The 16515-nt window shown below is 27.7% G+C and carries 15 protein-coding genes; all 15 read right to left on the bottom strand.

Features of this window, described 5'->3' with window-relative positions; all coding sequences use genetic code 11:
- Nucleotides 1-249 precede the first annotated feature (249 nt).
- The 15 genes from AYC61_RS00820 to yqfD all read right to left on the bottom strand — a co-directional run bounded on the left by AYC61_RS00820 (nt 250) and on the right by yqfD (nt 16506).
- Nucleotides 250-1254, bottom strand: a complete 1005-nt coding sequence (locus tag AYC61_RS00820; RefSeq protein ID WP_066495390.1) for a deoxyguanosinetriphosphate triphosphohydrolase — start codon at nt 1252-1254, stop codon at nt 250-252.
- A gap of 362 nt (nt 1255-1616) precedes the next feature.
- Nucleotides 1617-2423 carry a pyruvate, water dikinase regulatory protein gene (locus tag AYC61_RS00815; protein WP_066495388.1) on the bottom strand — a complete coding sequence of 269 codons (807 nt, stop codon included), beginning with the start codon at nt 2421-2423 and terminating at the stop codon, nt 1617-1619.
- A gap of 10 nt (nt 2424-2433) precedes the next feature.
- Nucleotides 2434-3075, bottom strand: coding sequence for a transcriptional regulator CcpN (gene ccpN, locus AYC61_RS00810; protein WP_066495385.1), 642 nt, complete (start codon nt 3073-3075; stop codon nt 2434-2436).
- A gap of 158 nt (nt 3076-3233) precedes the next feature.
- Nucleotides 3234-4625, bottom strand: a complete 1392-nt coding sequence (locus AYC61_RS00805; RefSeq protein ID WP_066495381.1) for a glycine--tRNA ligase — start codon at nt 4623-4625, stop codon at nt 3234-3236.
- A gap of 1304 nt (nt 4626-5929) precedes the next feature.
- Nucleotides 5930-6553, bottom strand: a complete 624-nt coding sequence (locus AYC61_RS00800; RefSeq protein ID WP_066495379.1) for a DUF4342 domain-containing protein — start codon at nt 6551-6553, stop codon at nt 5930-5932.
- A 53-nt stretch (nt 6554-6606) separates the two neighbouring features.
- Nucleotides 6607-7359, bottom strand: a complete 753-nt coding sequence (recO, locus tag AYC61_RS00795) for a DNA repair protein RecO (RefSeq protein ID WP_066495374.1) — start codon at nt 7357-7359, stop codon at nt 6607-6609.
- Between the two features lie 14 nt (nt 7360-7373).
- Complete coding sequence (locus AYC61_RS20870) at nt 7374-7490, bottom strand: YqzL family protein (RefSeq protein ID WP_156456278.1); 117 nt, start codon at nt 7488-7490, stop codon at nt 7374-7376.
- 223 nt (nt 7491-7713) lie between these two features.
- The gene (era, locus tag AYC61_RS00790; protein WP_066495372.1) at nt 7714-8601 is read right to left on the bottom strand and encodes a GTPase Era; all 888 of its coding nucleotides are present in this window, start codon (nt 8599-8601) and stop codon (nt 7714-7716) included.
- Nucleotides 8602-8610: 9 nt separating this feature from the next.
- On the bottom strand, nt 8611-9006 hold the full coding sequence (locus AYC61_RS00785) for a cytidine deaminase (protein ID WP_066495369.1): 396 nt from the start codon (nt 9004-9006) through the stop codon (nt 8611-8613).
- 8 nt (nt 9007-9014) lie between these two features.
- On the bottom strand, nt 9015-10115 hold the full coding sequence (locus tag AYC61_RS00780) for a DUF3048 domain-containing protein (protein ID WP_066495366.1): 1101 nt from the start codon (nt 10113-10115) through the stop codon (nt 9015-9017).
- 48 nt (nt 10116-10163) lie between these two features.
- A complete protein-coding gene (locus AYC61_RS00775) occupies nt 10164-11426 on the bottom strand; it encodes a hemolysin family protein (RefSeq protein ID WP_066495363.1) in 1263 nt (420 codons plus the stop codon).
- 84 nt (nt 11427-11510) lie between these two features.
- Nucleotides 11511-11972, bottom strand: a complete 462-nt coding sequence (gene ybeY / locus AYC61_RS00770) for an rRNA maturation RNase YbeY (protein ID WP_082759711.1) — start codon at nt 11970-11972, stop codon at nt 11511-11513.
- Nucleotides 11973-11979: 7 nt separating this feature from the next.
- Entirely contained in the window at nt 11980-14079 is a 2100-nt protein-coding gene (locus AYC61_RS00765; RefSeq protein WP_066495444.1) for an HD family phosphohydrolase, read from the bottom strand.
- A gap of 111 nt (nt 14080-14190) precedes the next feature.
- Nucleotides 14191-15165 (bottom strand): PhoH family protein, encoded by a 975-nt coding sequence (locus tag AYC61_RS00760; protein WP_082759710.1) that lies wholly within the window; start codon nt 15163-15165, stop codon nt 14191-14193.
- A 153-nt stretch (nt 15166-15318) separates the two neighbouring features.
- Nucleotides 15319-16506: a sporulation protein YqfD gene (gene yqfD, locus AYC61_RS00755; RefSeq protein ID WP_066495357.1), complete on the bottom strand. Its 1188-nt coding sequence runs from the start codon at nt 16504-16506 to the stop codon at nt 15319-15321.
- Between the last annotated feature and the right edge of the window lie 9 nt (nt 16507-16515).

Raw genomic sequence — 16515 nt, 5'->3', positions numbered from 1 at the left:
TTATTATTTCTCCACAATTTTCATATTTCCTCCAAAGAATAAATGTAAAATATTGTTGTAATCTTTAAATTATTGTAATAATTCATTTTAAGAACTAATAAGAGTTTATTTCTATGAAACTCCTACTAGTTTATTTCTAGTAATAATCGGATTCATTCCAAATTAAAATTTTGGATTATTTCTATAAAAGTCAATCATCATATATTTATTCGACATAAATCTATTTTTCCCTTTTTTTTAAAAATTTTTTTAGTATTTATCCCAAGGTTTTGGAACGAATAAATTATTGAACTTATTAATGGCATATCTGTCTGTCATACCTGCTACATAGTAACATACTATATCTTCCTTATTTGCATCAATATTTTTTATTTCTTGTGGTAATTTATTTATATTATAAATATAATAACTATATAATTGTCGAATGATGTATTTAGCTTTGTCTTCTTCTTTTTTTGCAGTTTTATTAAAGTATACATTGTCAAACATAAATCTCCTTAATTTGTCTGTAAAATATTGCATTTCACTACTCATACAAATCATATTACTGTTTTGACTATTATTTATAATATCTATTATCATGTTATTTATTCTATTACCATGAGTATAACCTACAAAATCCAAACAATCTTTTGGTAACATTTCAATTTTTAAAATTCCTGCTCTTAATGAATCATCTATATCATGATTTATATATGCAATTCTATCACATATACGTACTAACTGACCTTCTATAGTACAAGGTTTTTTCTTTCCAGTATGATTTAATATCCCATCTCTTACCTCGTATGTCAAATTTAATCCTTTATGTCCATTTCTTATTTCAATATAATCAACAATTCTTAAACTATGTTCATTATGTTTAAATCCATTTGGATGTAATTCATCTAATACTGTTTCTCCTGAATGACCAAAAGGTGTATGACCTAAATCATGTCCTAAAGCTATAGCTTCAGTTAAATCTTCATTTAATCTCAAAGCTCTAGCTATTGTTCTTGCTATTTGAGATACTTCTAATGTATGTGTGAGCCTTGTTCTAAAATGATCGCCTTCTGGTGCAATAAAAACTTGTGTTTTATGCTTTAATCTCCTAAAAGCTTTAGAGTGTATAATTCTATCTCTATCTCTCTGATATTCAGTTCTGATAGAACATTTATCTTCTTCTTTTTTTCTACCCAAGCTATTTTTACTAAAAGTAGCATACTTGGATAAAATGTTTTTTTCGAGCATTTCAGTTTTTTCTCTAATTTGCATATTTGAATCCCCTCTTAGTTTAACCCTAAATTATTCGCTTAAATTCATCGATTTAAATTCTTTGCTCATAGTCTTTTAAATAATCTGGGTTTATTATAAATTCAAATATATAATCATTTTAATATATATATACAACATATATAAGCATAATCCTTTAAATTTTAACGAAGATTTTTAGTAATAATTTTCCATTTACATAATGTTCATTTTTTCCTATTCATAATCAACTGAATATGAATTGCAGAAAAACCACTTGCTTTAATCAAGAATTATAGTTCTCTACTTAACAAAAATAAAGAGTATATATTCAAGTATACTCTTTATATTATTAACTTTTTTGTGTGAAATTATAAATACATATTTCAACTATATTTAATCATGTCTAATATTATACCAGCAGTTTCTTCTACTGCTTTATTTGAAACATCTATTATCGTACAACTTAATTTTTTCATTATTTTTTCTGCATATGTTAATTCTTCTAGTATTCTTTCCATTGCTGCATAGTTAGCATTATTGCTTAATCCTAAAGTTTTTAGCCTTTCTTGCCTTATTTGATTTAGTTTTTCAGGATTCGCTGTTAAACCAATTATTTTTTTATGATCAATTTCAAATATTCCTTCTGGAGGTAATACTTCAGGAATCAACGGTACATTAGCAACCTTAATGTTTTTATGTGCTAAATACATACTCAGAGGTGTTTTAGATGTTCTAGAAACTCCTATAAGTACTATATCAGCTTTTTTTATACCTCTAGCATCTTTTCCATCATCATATTTCACTGCAAATTCAACAGCTTCAACTTTTCTAAAATACTTCTCATCTAATCTTCTAATTAGACCTGGTTCTCTCTTGGGTGGCTGAGCAATTGTATCTTGTAAATGATCTAGCAACGGCGTCATTAAATCAAAACACTTTATATTGTTCTCTTTACATTTTTTTATTAAATAATTTCTAAGCTCTACTACTACTATAGTAAATACTATTATGCATTTTTCATATTTTGCTTCATCTACTATTTCTTTTATATGTTCATTATCTGTTATATATGGAAATCTTCTTATTTCATGTTTACTAGAATTAAACTGGCTTAAAGCTGCTTTTGCTACTTGTTCACCAGTTTCTCCAATAGAATCTGATAATACATAGACTACTACACCTTTTTCCATTATATTCCTCCTATCCTTTTGCACCTAAATCCACAAATAAGCTTGCAATACTCGTTTTTGATATTTTTCCCACAACTTTGTATAATATTTTCTTTTCATTTTCTTCTTTATATACTACTGGCAAGCTATCGACTTGATGATTTATTATCTTAACAGCAACATCATACATAGATTCTTCAGGGTAAGTCATTACTATATTAGGCATTCTTGTCATTATGATACCTACTGGTACTTTATTTATATCTAAAGTACCTATGGCACTTTTTAAGAAATCTTTTCTTGATACCACGCCAGCCAAATATCCCTTTGAAGTAACAAAAATTGTACCTACATCTTCTAAAAATAAAGTAACTATAGCATTATATACGCTAGTCCCTTCATCTACTACTACTGGTGTAGATTCAAAATCTTTTACCTTTATGTCTTTAATTTGATCTAAAAAAAGTGTACTTCTTGATTCACCTGTATAAAAATAGCCTACCTTTGGTCTTGCATCTAATACTCCCGTCATAGTTAATATTGATAAATCCGTTCTTAAGGTTGCTCTTGTTACTTTCAATATACTAGCTATTTGTTCACTCGATATTGGTTGGTTTTCTTTTACTATCTCTATTATCTTATTTTGACGAGTAGAAAACTGAATATTTATCACCTCTTTAGTCTATACATATCTGCTAGACTTCTTTTTAAAAAACTTTAAACTCTAATTTTTAAAATATCTAAAAAATATAAAAGTATACAATATTATATAAAATGTATGATTCAATTAAGGATAGTCATATGCTACCCTGACTATCCTCAAAATGTTTACTAAAATTCAATCTTATTACTCAAATAATTTTCTAAATCTTTTAAACTAACTCTTTCTTGAGCCATTGTATCTCTTTCTCTAACTGTTACACAGTTGTCTTCCAGAGAATCATAATCAAATGTAATACAATATGGAGTACCTATTTCATCGTGTCTTCTATATCTTTTACCTATGTTTCCTGATTCATCATAATCAACCATGAATTTTTTAGAAAGCTTGTCATATACTTCTAATGCATTTTCTTTCAATTTTTTAGTTAATGGAAATACAGCTGCTTTATATGGAGCTAATGCAGGATGTAATTTTAATACTGTTCTACTTGTTCCATCTTCTAAAGTTTCTTCATTGTATGCATCTATCAAAAATGCTAATGTTACTCTGTCTGCTCCTAATGCAGGTTCAATACAATATGGGATATATCTTTCGTTTGTAACAGGATCAATATATCTTAAATCAACTCCTGAATGTTCCATATGTCTATTTAAATCAAAATCTGTTCTATCAGCTATTCCCCATAGTTCTCCCCATCCAAAAGGATACTTGAATTCTATATCAACTGTAGCATTACTATAATGAGAAAGCTCTTCTTTTGAATGTTCTCTAAATCTTAATGCTTCTCTATCGATACCCAAATCATAAAGCCAATTCATACAGAATTCTTTCCAATATTCATACCATTTAATATCTTCACCTGGTTTACAGAAAAATTCCATTTCCATTTGTTCAAATTCTCTAGTTCTAAAAGTAAAATTACCTGGTGTTATTTCATTTCTAAAAGACTTTCCTATTTGGCCAATACCAAAAGGAATTTTCTTTCTTGCAGTTCTAGAAACATTTTTGAAATTAACAAAAATTCCCTGTGCCGTTTCTGGTCTTAGATATATTTCTGATTTAGAATCTTCTGTTACCCCTTGAAAAGTTTTAAACATTAAATTGAATTGTCTTATATGAGTATAATCTAATTTTCCACAATCAGGACATTTTATATTATGTTCATTTATGTATTCTTCCATTTGTTCATTTGTCCAGCCATCAACTATTATCTCATCTAAACCTTCATTTCTAGCATAGTCTTCAATCAATTTATCAGCTCTAAATCTCGATTTACATTTTTTACAATCCATTAATGGATCATTAAAACCACCAACATGTCCAGATGCAACCCATGCTTGAGGATTCATTAGTATTGCACTATCTAATCCTACATTCATATGAGATTCTTGTATAAATTTCTTCCACCAAGCCTTCTTAACATTGTTTTTTAACTCTACTCCTAATTGTCCATAATCCCATGTATTAGCTAAACCACCATAAATATCTGAACCTGGAAATATAAAACCTCTAGCTTTAGCTAAAGATACTATATTTTGCATAGTTACTTCTTTTGTCATATTTTATCCTCCTTATCACATAAAACAACTTATTATGTGAGTATTTAACCCTGATAATTCATATGAGTAAGCAACTTACATAAAATCACAGATTTTAGTTCCTTACTCATAATCTTTTATGAATAATCTAGGTCTACCTATTCATCAATTATTACTCTATCATGAAAACAAGTTTACTTAATTATGTCTGAATTGTCAATACCTTAATTATCTTATTTATAATCAATATTGTAATTAATGATTATTATTGTTATTTTTTTCATTTTATCACAAATAATATCTTCTTTTTAAAAAGAACTTCATATAGATTTTGTTTTACTTAACAAATTATGTTTGTCTATAATCTTAATAAGTTTCATATATTGTAACTCCTACTCACTTCGTTCCTAGCAGTAAACGACTTACACCAAATCAAGAATTTGGGCTTTCTGCTTTCTTAATCTGTGCCTTACATATTTTTGATATTGTTATTTAACAATTTACTTTTTTATTCGTCTTTCTTTTATCTTCCAAACTGTAACTCCTACTCACTTCGTTCCTAGCAGTAAGCGACTCACACCAAATCATAGAATTTGGGCTTTCTGCTTTCTCAATCTGTGCCTTACATATTTTTATTTTATTTGTTTTATAATTTTTACTTTTTTATTTTTCTTTCATTTTATCTTCCAAACTGTAACTCCTACTCACTTCGTTCCTAACAGTAAGCGACTCACACCAAATCAAGAATTTGGGCTTTCTGCTTTCTCAATCTGTGCCTTACATATTTTTATTTTATTTATTTTATAATTTTTACTTTTTTATTTTTCTTTCATTTTATCTTCCAAACTGTAACTCCTACTCACTTCGTTCCTAGCAGTAAGCGACTCACACCAAATCAAGAATTTAGGCTTTCTGCTTTCTCAATCTGTGCCTTACATATTTTTATTTTATTTATTTTATAATTTTTACTTTTTTATTTTTCTTTCATTTTATCTTCCAAATTGTAACTCCTACTCACTTCGTTCCTAGCAGTAAGCGACTCACACCAAATCATAGATTTGGGCTTTCTGCTTTCTCAATCTGTGCCTTACATATTTTTATTTTATTTATTTTATAATTTTTACTTTTTTATTTTTCTTTCATTTTATCTTCCAAACTGTAACTCCTACTCACTTCGTTCCTAGCAGTAAGCGACTCACACCAAATCATAGATTTGGGTTCGCTGCTTAAAAAGAAGACCTCTTTTAGAAAAAGAGGACCTCTTTAAATTATTATCTCATATTTCTCAGAAAAACTAAACACTATTTTATTGCTATTGATTATTATTAAGCTTCATCACTATTATCATCATTGATATCATCATTATTAATAGCATCGATATCATCAGTTTTTAATGTTATATAATCACTTTCTTTTTCTTCATTATTCTCATTCTTCTTTGCTTTTTTAGATGTTTTTTTGATTTTATCTAAAGTATCTTCTGTCTTATTTTTTACTACGTCTATAGTATCCTCTGCAACATTTTTCACTTTATTAATTGTATCATCAGCGAAATTGCTAATATTTATTACATTTCCATTTTCTTTAGTTATTTCTATTGAACATTTTGTTAACAAGGCTCCTGTAAAGCTTAATGCACTTAGAATCGGCGCTAAAAATATACCAATAGCACCAATAGTAACAGGTATATTCATTATTATTTCATCATCTTTTTTAAGCAATATTTTATTAACATTACCTGCTCTTATAATGTCTTTAACACTATCTATTATTGTATCAACTGTATTATTTATCGTATGTTCACAACACTTATTCTTCTTATTTTGTTCTAAGTATATTAATGCTTCTACTAAATCTCCATCATGTATATCTAATATATCTTTTGCTTCTTTGTAAGTAATGTCTGCTCTTTCTCTCAACGCATCAATTTTTTCTAAACTAATATCCACAACAAACCCTCCTTTTATTTAACCCAAATTATTTATATAGTGTATGATTTCTATTAATAATGTGGGTTTATATATTGCATAAATTTTAATGCATTAAATTCTTTTTTGTCTATGTAATATGATATATATTTTTTCATAATCTTTTCAAGAAACTCCAGTTGTTTATCTTCAATCTCTATATTATCTAATTCATCTAATTTAGAGTATAATAACAATTGTAAATTTTTAAGTAAAGTATTGTTTAATTGAAAATCATATACATGTATATTCCTACATTTACTACAAAGTACTCCCCCACATTTACAACTAAAAACAGCATTTTCTAAATAATTTTCTCTACATTCAGCACAGACCTTTAAACTTGGCTTATATCCAATAAAACTCATATATTTTAACTCAAAAGCAAGTATTATCTTTTTATAATCTTTTGTTGCTATAGATAATACTTCTAAAGTTTTTATTAGTAGGTAATACACTTTTTCATTTTGTTCATTTTCTAATATTGATGCATTTATAAGCTCTACAAGATACATAGCATATGAAAGTTTATCAAGGTTTTCTTTTATAGGATAAAAAGACTTACATATATCTCCTTGGTTAATATTATGCATTTTTTTACCTTTATAAACCACAAAATTACTTAACGTTAATATCTGAGAGCTTGCAAATAATTTACTTTTTTGTCTTCTTGAACCTTTAGCGATAGCTTGAATTTTTCCATACTCTTTTGTAAATATAGTCAATATTTTATCACTATCACTATATTTAGTTTGACGTAATACAACCCCCTCTAGTTTAAGTAACATAATTCACCTCTATACTATAAAGCCTCTTCTTTCTTATTACTATTATTAGTTTCGAATATTTCCTTATAATTAATATAAACATCAATTCTTCCTGTTTTTTTAAATAAATTCCATATTATATCTTCTAACATATGAACTCCTCCACTAATTTATTTCTTAAAAATAGTTTGTTACTCCAGAGTTCAATTATTCTATGTAAAAAGTGTTATTAAAGGAACAAAATCTTCGATTTTTAAAATTTTAAATGTTGGTAGTGTCAGTTAGCTATATAATAAATTATTTTCACCCACATTTTTAAAGATTTATAATCTGACATATTATAAAACATTATATATTTAGGTTATTCAATATTATCTATTTATATCCTAATTTTTTAACTAAACTTTCCTTGTCTCTCCAATTTTTTCTAACTTTAACCCATAATTCCAAAAAAACTTTACTGCCAAGTAATCTTTCAATTTCAACTCTGGCAGCTTTACCTATCCCTTTGAGTTTCCTACCATTTTTCCCAATTATTATACCTTTATGAGAATCCCTTTCGCAATAAATTGTTGCACTAACATCTACTATATCCTGATTTTCTCTATTTCTCATCTGCTCTATTTCAATAGCTATACCATGGGGTACTTCTTGATCTAAGTAATGAAGTGCTTTTTCCCTTATTATTTCGGCTACTATAAATCTTTCAGGTTGATCTGTAATCATATCCTCTGGGAAATATTGAGGTCCTTCTGGTAAGTATTTTTTTAACTTAGCTATTAACCTATTTACATTTTTATTCTTTAAGGCTGATATTGGTACTATGTCCTCAAAAATATCGTATTCTTCGTATTGATTAATAATACTTTCTAGTTGTTTTTCATTTAATTTATCAACCTTGTTTATCACTAACATTTTGGGAATCTTTAGCTTTTTTAACTCTTCTAATATATACTTATCTCCAGGTCCTAGTTTTAAACTATCATCAACTAACCAAAGAATCATGTCCATTTCAGAAAAAGAACTCTTTACAACATCCATCATATAGTTACCAAGTTTATTTTTAGGTTTATGTATACCAGGTGTGTCTAAAAACACTATTTGACAATCCTCTTCTGTGTAAACACATTGTATTTTATTTCTTGTTGTTTGTGGTTTATCAGATATTATCGATAACTTTTCTCCGATTATATTATTTAAAAGTGTTGATTTTCCTACATTTGGTCTTCCTACTATTGTTATAAATCCTGATTTATATTTCATAAATTCCTCCTACTTTTTCTTTAAATCTTCTGGTCCAAAGCTGTGTGGCAGTAAATCACTAATACTGTATTCTTTATATTCATTTTCCGATTTTACTATTACTATTTTAATATCTTTGCTAAATTCTCTTATCACTTGTCTACAAACTCCACAAGGATACGTATAACCAGAATCTCCACAAATAGCTATAGCTACAAACTCTCTATCACCTTCACTTACAGCCTTACTAATAACTGTTCTTTCAGCACATATCGTTGGACTGTATGACGCACATTCAATATTACAACCAGTATATATTTTACCATCCTTTGTCATTAATGCGCTTCCAACTCTAAAACCTGAATATGGTACATATGCATTCTTTTTTGCCTCTATCGATTTCTTAATTAAATTTTTTATATCCATACCAGCACCTACTTAAATTTCACTATTGGTTTTGCTTCAACAACTTGTATCCACGTAACTCCAGGATTCAGTTGTATCTCATTATTATCTGCATCATAATATTTAGTCTTTGAACTTCTATCTTTCTTAGACCAAGTGATCTTTATACCCTTTCCATTAGTTATATAATAACCTGTTCCTTTACCAATAGTATCTATAGAACGTCTTCCATAACTGTCAATTATTTTAGTATTTGCTAATTGTACAAATATATTCTTTGCAATTATTGTTTTATTATCATTTTCGTCTACGTGAAGTTTACCATCTTTATATCTTTTATATGTTTTGCTTACTTCGTCATACACGTATTTAGTAGTATTTTTCATCTTATAATCTATAAAAACTTCATTTGCATTAAAAACATCATCTCTTATAATATCTGTATCTTCTTCATTAAATTTAAATGGTATGTACTTTCCTGTCATTCTATAACCTTTTCTTTGCTGTTCTTTCCTTATTTTTTCCATGCTTGTATATAATGTATGTTCTGCTTTTTTACCTGTGTCATAATATCTCCAAAATGATCCACTGTAAAGACCATCTATATCTGCCATATTCAAATTTTTAACGTCTTTTTTAGCTTGTTCACTTCCTCCACATCTTACATACAATGGGTCATATTCGAGTGCTGCATTAATAAAATATGGTCTTGCACTTCTAACCGGACCAATCATTTTAGGATCGTTAACCAAAAAAATAGCTAGATATCTTGTTATACGTCCTTCAGCTAATATTTCATAGATTATTTCAGCTTCACTTACTCCAGCTTGCCATCTTGCAGCTCTATGGTTATCTAACATTACTGCTACTGGTCTTCTATTAACTTTTTCTTCAGGTGCATAATTACCACTAAGCGGTGACATTATACCCTCTACAACAAGTTCATCAGGTTCTTCATTATTCTGAGAATCTGTATTTTGCTGCTCATCTTCATTGTTTTGCTCACTATTAATATTTTCATCATTTGGTATATTTGATACTACATCTTTAGTTGTTGTTTTGTTATCATCACAACCTACAACTGATATCATTAGAAATAATACTAGCATCAAACATAAAATCTTCTTCATCTGAAGTACCCCCTATTTTGTTTTATATCGTGTGCAATTAATTGTTACTTATGAATTATTAATTTCTACTTCAACACTCAATATCCTTCTTTTAGAAACTTTTATAACACACATTGTTAACTGTTTATACTTTATCTTGTCTCCTACAATTGCTACTCTACCTAAAGTGCTAAATATATACCCTCCTAATGATTCAAACTCTTCCTCAGGTAAATCACAATTAAAAACATCATTAAATTCTTCTAATGCTATGTCTGCTTTTACATTATACTTATTTTCTGATATTTTTTCTATAACTTTTTCTTCATCATCATATTCATCAAAAATATCTCCAACTATTTCTTCCAGTATATCTTCGATAGTAACTAGCCCCTCTGTTGCTCCATATTCATCGAGAACAATAGCCATATGTACTTTTTCTCTTTGCATATCTTTTAGTAATTCTCCAACTTTTTTTGTCTGAGGCACATAATATGTATCTCTCATTAATTCTTCTACATTAGTTTTATTTATATCTAAGCTATTATTTATGGCAAATGGTAAAATATCTTTTGCATATAAAAGACCTATTATGTTATCTATACTATTATCGTAAATAGGTATCCTAGAATGGCCATTCTTGATAATTTTTGAAAGAGCTACTCTTAGATTACTATTTTTCGAAACTGCAGTTATATCTATTCTTGGTACCATAACATTAGTTACGTCAGTATCATCTATTTCAAAAATTCCTTCTATCATCATTCTTTCATGATGTTCAAGTATTCCTTCTTCTTCACCAACATCTACTATTGACTTAATTTCTTCTTCTGTTATAAAAGTAGTATTTTCACTAATTTCACCACCTAAAACCCTTATGATGAAATTTGTAATCTTTGTTAATAGATACAATATTGGCTTAAAAATTTTTAACAACACTGATAGAAGACCAGCAACTCTAACAGCAATTTTCTCAGGATTCTGAGCTGCAAATGTCTTTGGAGTTATTTCTCCAAATACCAATATTAAAACAGTCATGATTATAGTTGATATAACTATAGAACCATCTTTTTTAAAAAATTGAAGCGTTAATTCAGTTAAAATAGCAGTCGCTGCAACATTTACTATATTATTACCTATTAATATTACAGCTAAAACAGAATTAGTTTGTAGTTTTAAATTTCTTAATATTTCTCCTTTTCTTTTATCTTTCTCTCTTATATTTCTAATTTTAGTTGCATTAATTGCTGTTAAAGCTGTTTCAGAACTTGAAAATATTGATGAAAAATAAAGAAGTACTATTAATATAAATATTTTTAAATAAAATGCCATGTAATTTTAGCCTCCTAAAAACTGAGTACCTATATATAGATATATCTATATACTTCCCAATTACATGACAAACTTGTATATAACTTATTCATTCCTAAATATTTTAAGGTTTTTCATAACAGTTTTCTCTCTTTGTCGCATCTCTGTCTTATCTTCTTCATTCATATGATCATAACCTAATAAATGTAGCATACTATGTGCTGTTAAATATAGTATTTCTCTATCAAAGGAGTGACCTAATTCTTCAGCTTGTGTTTTTGCCTTTTCTACGGAAATAACAATATCACCTAACATAGTTACTTGATCTTCCATTAAAAAATCTTCATTATCTAAAGGAAATGATAATACATCAGTTTCTGTATCTTTATGCCTATACGCACTATTTAACCTTTTAATTTCTTCATTGTTAACGAAAGATATGCTTACCTCAAAATCAGTGCTTTCTCTTTCTAGTAGCAAACATTCTTTTGCAACTAACTTTATGTCGTCAATAAGCTTTTGTGTTATAGCTATCTCATTTTGTCTATTATCTATTAAAAGTTCCATAATTTATTTATATTCCTCCCTTAATTTCATTTAAATCGAGTTTAGGGTACTCTATTCTTTCATGAAATATACCAAGTAAAATTATTAAAAATTTATTAGCTATTGTATCTAAATCCTTAAAAGTAAGTGTACTTTCATCTAATTGACCATCTTCAAGTTTAGATTTTATTATTTTTCTTACCAAACCTTCTATTTTCCCCTTTGTTGGTTCTTGAATTGACCTAACAGCAGCTTCTACAGAATCTGCTAACATTATTATAGCTGCTTCTTTTGTTTGTGGTTTTGGTCCAGGATATCTAAAACTTTCCTCTCTAACATATTGATTATTTTCATCATTTATCGCTTTGTGGTAAAAATATGCAACTAAAGTATTCCCATGATGCTGTCTAATTATATCTTCAATAAACTTCGGAAGCTTATATTTTTTAGCTAACTCTACACCATCTTTAACATGGTTAAGAATAATAATTGCACTTAGATTAGCTTTTATTTTATCATGCGGATTAGCAGCATTAAATTGATTTTCTTTGAAAAAATAAGGTCTTTTCAATTTACCAATATCATGATAATACGCTCCAACTCTCGCTAATAAAGGGTTTGCACCAACAGCTTCAGCTGCTGCCTCACTTAAATTACCTACAATAATACTATGATTATAGGTTCCTGGTGCTTCTAGCAATAGTTTCTTTAATAATGGTGTATTAGGGTTAGATAAATCTACTAGCTTCTGTGGTGTAACAATACCAAACATACTCTCCCATAATGGTAAAGTTCCAATTGTTAATATACTACATAATAAACCATTAAACAATCCTATAGCACTTTGTATAAATATCATATATGCAGTTGCATCTGCTATTAATCCCATGGCTATAGACATAAAGACATTTACTACGCCAACTAATAAACCAATAAAAAAAATCTTGTATCTATGATTAGCTTCTCTTCCTCCAATAGAACCTACCAATCCTCCTACAATATATAATACTAAAGTATTCATATCAGCATTTGTTATATAAGCTAAAGAAATCGCTATAATTAAGTTTACAAAAATAGATACTTTTTCATTTAATAATATTGTCAATAACATAGAAGCAGTTGCTATTGGTACTATATAAGGTGATATTCCATATATACTTTTACCTAGTATAAGCGTAACTAGAATCACAATTATAAGCAAAGATAGTAGTTTAGGAGAATTAAAAATATTTTTATTTAATAGATACAGATATGCAATAAAACCGCTAACAATTATTAATACAAAAATTAATAACCCAGCTTTTGCTTTATATTCTACTGTACCTTTTACTTTTAATAACCCAGTCTCTCTAATAAGCTCAATATGTCTTTGCTCAATCACTTCTCCCTTACCTATTATGACTTGTCCTTGTTTTATAACTACATTTTCTATCTGATCAGCTACGTTTTCTTTAGCTTTTTGCGTCTGTTTTACATCTAAAAACATATTTGGTTCTATATAATTTACTATTACTTTTCTTCCAATTTTTTTAAGATTTGCATTTAAATCTTTTATGTTTTCAAAATTTTCAACTACATTTTCTTTGCTAATATCAAGTTCATTTTCTTTAATACCTTTTGCCATAACTTGAAATACTATATCAATAATATAACTTTGAAATTTCTCTAATTCTGATTTTTTTGTATTTATTAGTACATAAAAATCATCATCATCTAGTTCAATACCAGTTTCTTGTTTTAATATCTGAATTTTCAAAAGTGTATTTTCATTGATTGTCTCATTAACCATGTTAATAAGGTTAAAAAAATTCTTAATTTTTGTTTTTACATTTACCTGTATAGATAAATCAAATTTATAAATCGGTTCTACTTTATCCATTGCATTTTCTCTGAGTCTATTAGTTTCAATAGCATCTATTATATCTCTAGTTGTTTTTATATCTTCATTTGCAATATCGCCAATTTGAGCGGAAATTTTATTTGATGTAACATTAAACATAAAAATAGTGGCAAGTAATATAGTAAAACATACAAACAAAATTATCTGCCTGAATGATTTTTTCCTTACAAATTCTAAAACCTTTGTATTCTGTATTTTTTTTAAAAATTTATGCTTTTTATAAAGCATATCTTCACCCCACAAGTTTTGTCCCCGATCATATGGAAATTTTATTAATGAATTTAAACGATTTTAGTTGAGTAACAAAAATAGTTTTTAATTTCCAGTAATAATCTAGGTTTATCTTTTTTCCTTCTTATCATAGTTCTCATAAGCTTCTATTATTCTCTTTACAAGTCTATGCCTAATTACATCAGTCTTAGTCAAACGGATAAAATCAATTCCCTCAACATTTTTTAGTACTTTGGTTATTTGTTTTAAGCCTGAAATTTTACCATTGGGTAAGTCTATTTGTGTTATATCTCCTGTTACAACAGTCTTTGAACCGTATCCTAGTCTAGTTAAAAACATCTTCATCTGTTCAGGTGTAGTATTTTGAGCTTCATCCAATATTACAAAAGCTGAATCAAGTGTTCTACCTCGCATATAAGCAAGTGGTGCTATCTCTATCGTTCCTCTTTCTTTATGCTTTGCAAAAACTTCTCCTCCTAAAACATCAAATAAAGCATCATTTAAGGGTCTAAGATATGGATCTACTTTATCCTGTAAATCCCCTGGTAAAAAACCTAGTTTTTCACCAGCTTCAACAGCTGGTCTTGTAAGAATAATTCTATTTACCTCTTTATTCTTAAATGCAGTAACTGCCATAGCTACAGCTAAATAAGTTTTCCCTGTTCCAGCAGGACCTATTCCAAAAACAACATCATTATTTTTCATAGCATCAATATATCTTTTTTGACCTATTGTTTTTGGTTTAATTATCTTCCCTGAATATGTTACACACATTACTTCATCAAGTAATTGTTTTACTAAATGCCCGTTTCCTTCTTGAATTAGCTGTATTGTATACATAAGTTCTTGGTTAGTTATAGCTTTTTTGTTTTTTATTATATCTATTAATTTAGGAATAAGCAAATTAACAGCATCAACATTTTCCTTACCACCAATTATTATTATCTCACTCTCTCTAGATGCTATATCAACATCAAATTCCTTTTCTATTATTTTTACATTTTTATCTAAATCTCCAAATAATTCTCTTGTATAATCTTCATCAATTATTCTAATTCTTTTCTCTACTACTTCTTTATTCAATACAAATCCTCCAATCAAACTCACATTTATATTATTTATTTACACAAATTATTAAAATCAATAATTTTAATGACCTCCTACTCACTTCGTTCTTAGGTAAAGCGATTCACTCCAAATCAAATTTAGATTCTCATCTTAAAATACATTGAACAATCAATGTTCAATAATCTTTTTAATACCAATATGTTCAATAACTTCTACATGTATTATCGCAGTAATATATTTATCATCAATTTTATATGATACATGTTGAGACACAACCTTAGCATCTTTAGGCATTTTATTCATTAAATCTTTTATACCTCTAACTCGTAATATTTCTTTCAAAGAATCAACGTCTTGTTTAATGCTTTTATGAATTACTTCACAGTATTTATGTGTTACTAATTCAAATGGCAGACTAATTATTGAATTATCAATCAAAGCATTTCTATTAGCTTTTTCAACATAATATTTAAATGGTATAGAACCTTCAGCGATACTAATGCTTTTGCTACCTATTTTCAACTCTCTGACAACGTAATTCTTTCCAGTTTCTTCTTTTATTATCTTTTCTATAGGTTCTTTCATAATATTTGTATAATTAGTCTTACCCATTACATCTCCATTTGAGTGAACTAAAAGAGGTTCTTCTAATCTTTCATCTTCAATCTTTCCAGAAATTAAAATTTGACCTTTCTTTACAATATCTCCGTTTTTCACTATAGCTTTACCATTTTTAGCAATAACCTTCTGGATAATTGCTTTTTTATCAGCTACAATATTACATGGAACATTGCTTTTAATATCTGGATTCTTAATATCTCTTTTTTTAACTTCAATTATTAATTTAGTTCCAACAATCTCCGCTCTTGTATAAGATATATCATTGATATCATATATTAATTGATCCTTTATCATTTTTATATCAATATTCGATTTTTTTATACCAGGTTTTATGTCATATTTTTTTAGATAAGATATTACTTTATCGTTTATGTTTTTATCTTCACCAATTACTTCTACTGTCCATATGAAAGATGTCAAGAAGAATATAATACAAAAAAATGCAATAAATCCAACAACCATCATTTTTCTATTCTTTAATCTAGAAACAAAAAATGGTAGTCCTTTTTCTTTTACCACATTAACTCTACAACCAAATCTCTCTATACTTTGAATAAGCCTTTTAAATCCATTTAAGCCAACTCTAGCAACAAGTGTAGTGTAATCTACTCTTTCTATATCCCATAAGTATATATTATTATTTATTGCATCATTTATTAATTTCTCTAACATTAGTCCTTCAACCTTAATAATAACATATCCTCTAAAATAATTCCATAACCTTATAACAAGCAACTGTCACAC

Source organism: Abyssisolibacter fermentans, from assembly GCF_001559865.1.
In the GTDB taxonomy this organism is placed as follows: Bacteria; Bacillota; Clostridia; order Tissierellales; family MCWD3; genus Abyssisolibacter; species Abyssisolibacter fermentans.
This window is presented reverse-complemented; position numbering and strand designations above follow the sequence as displayed.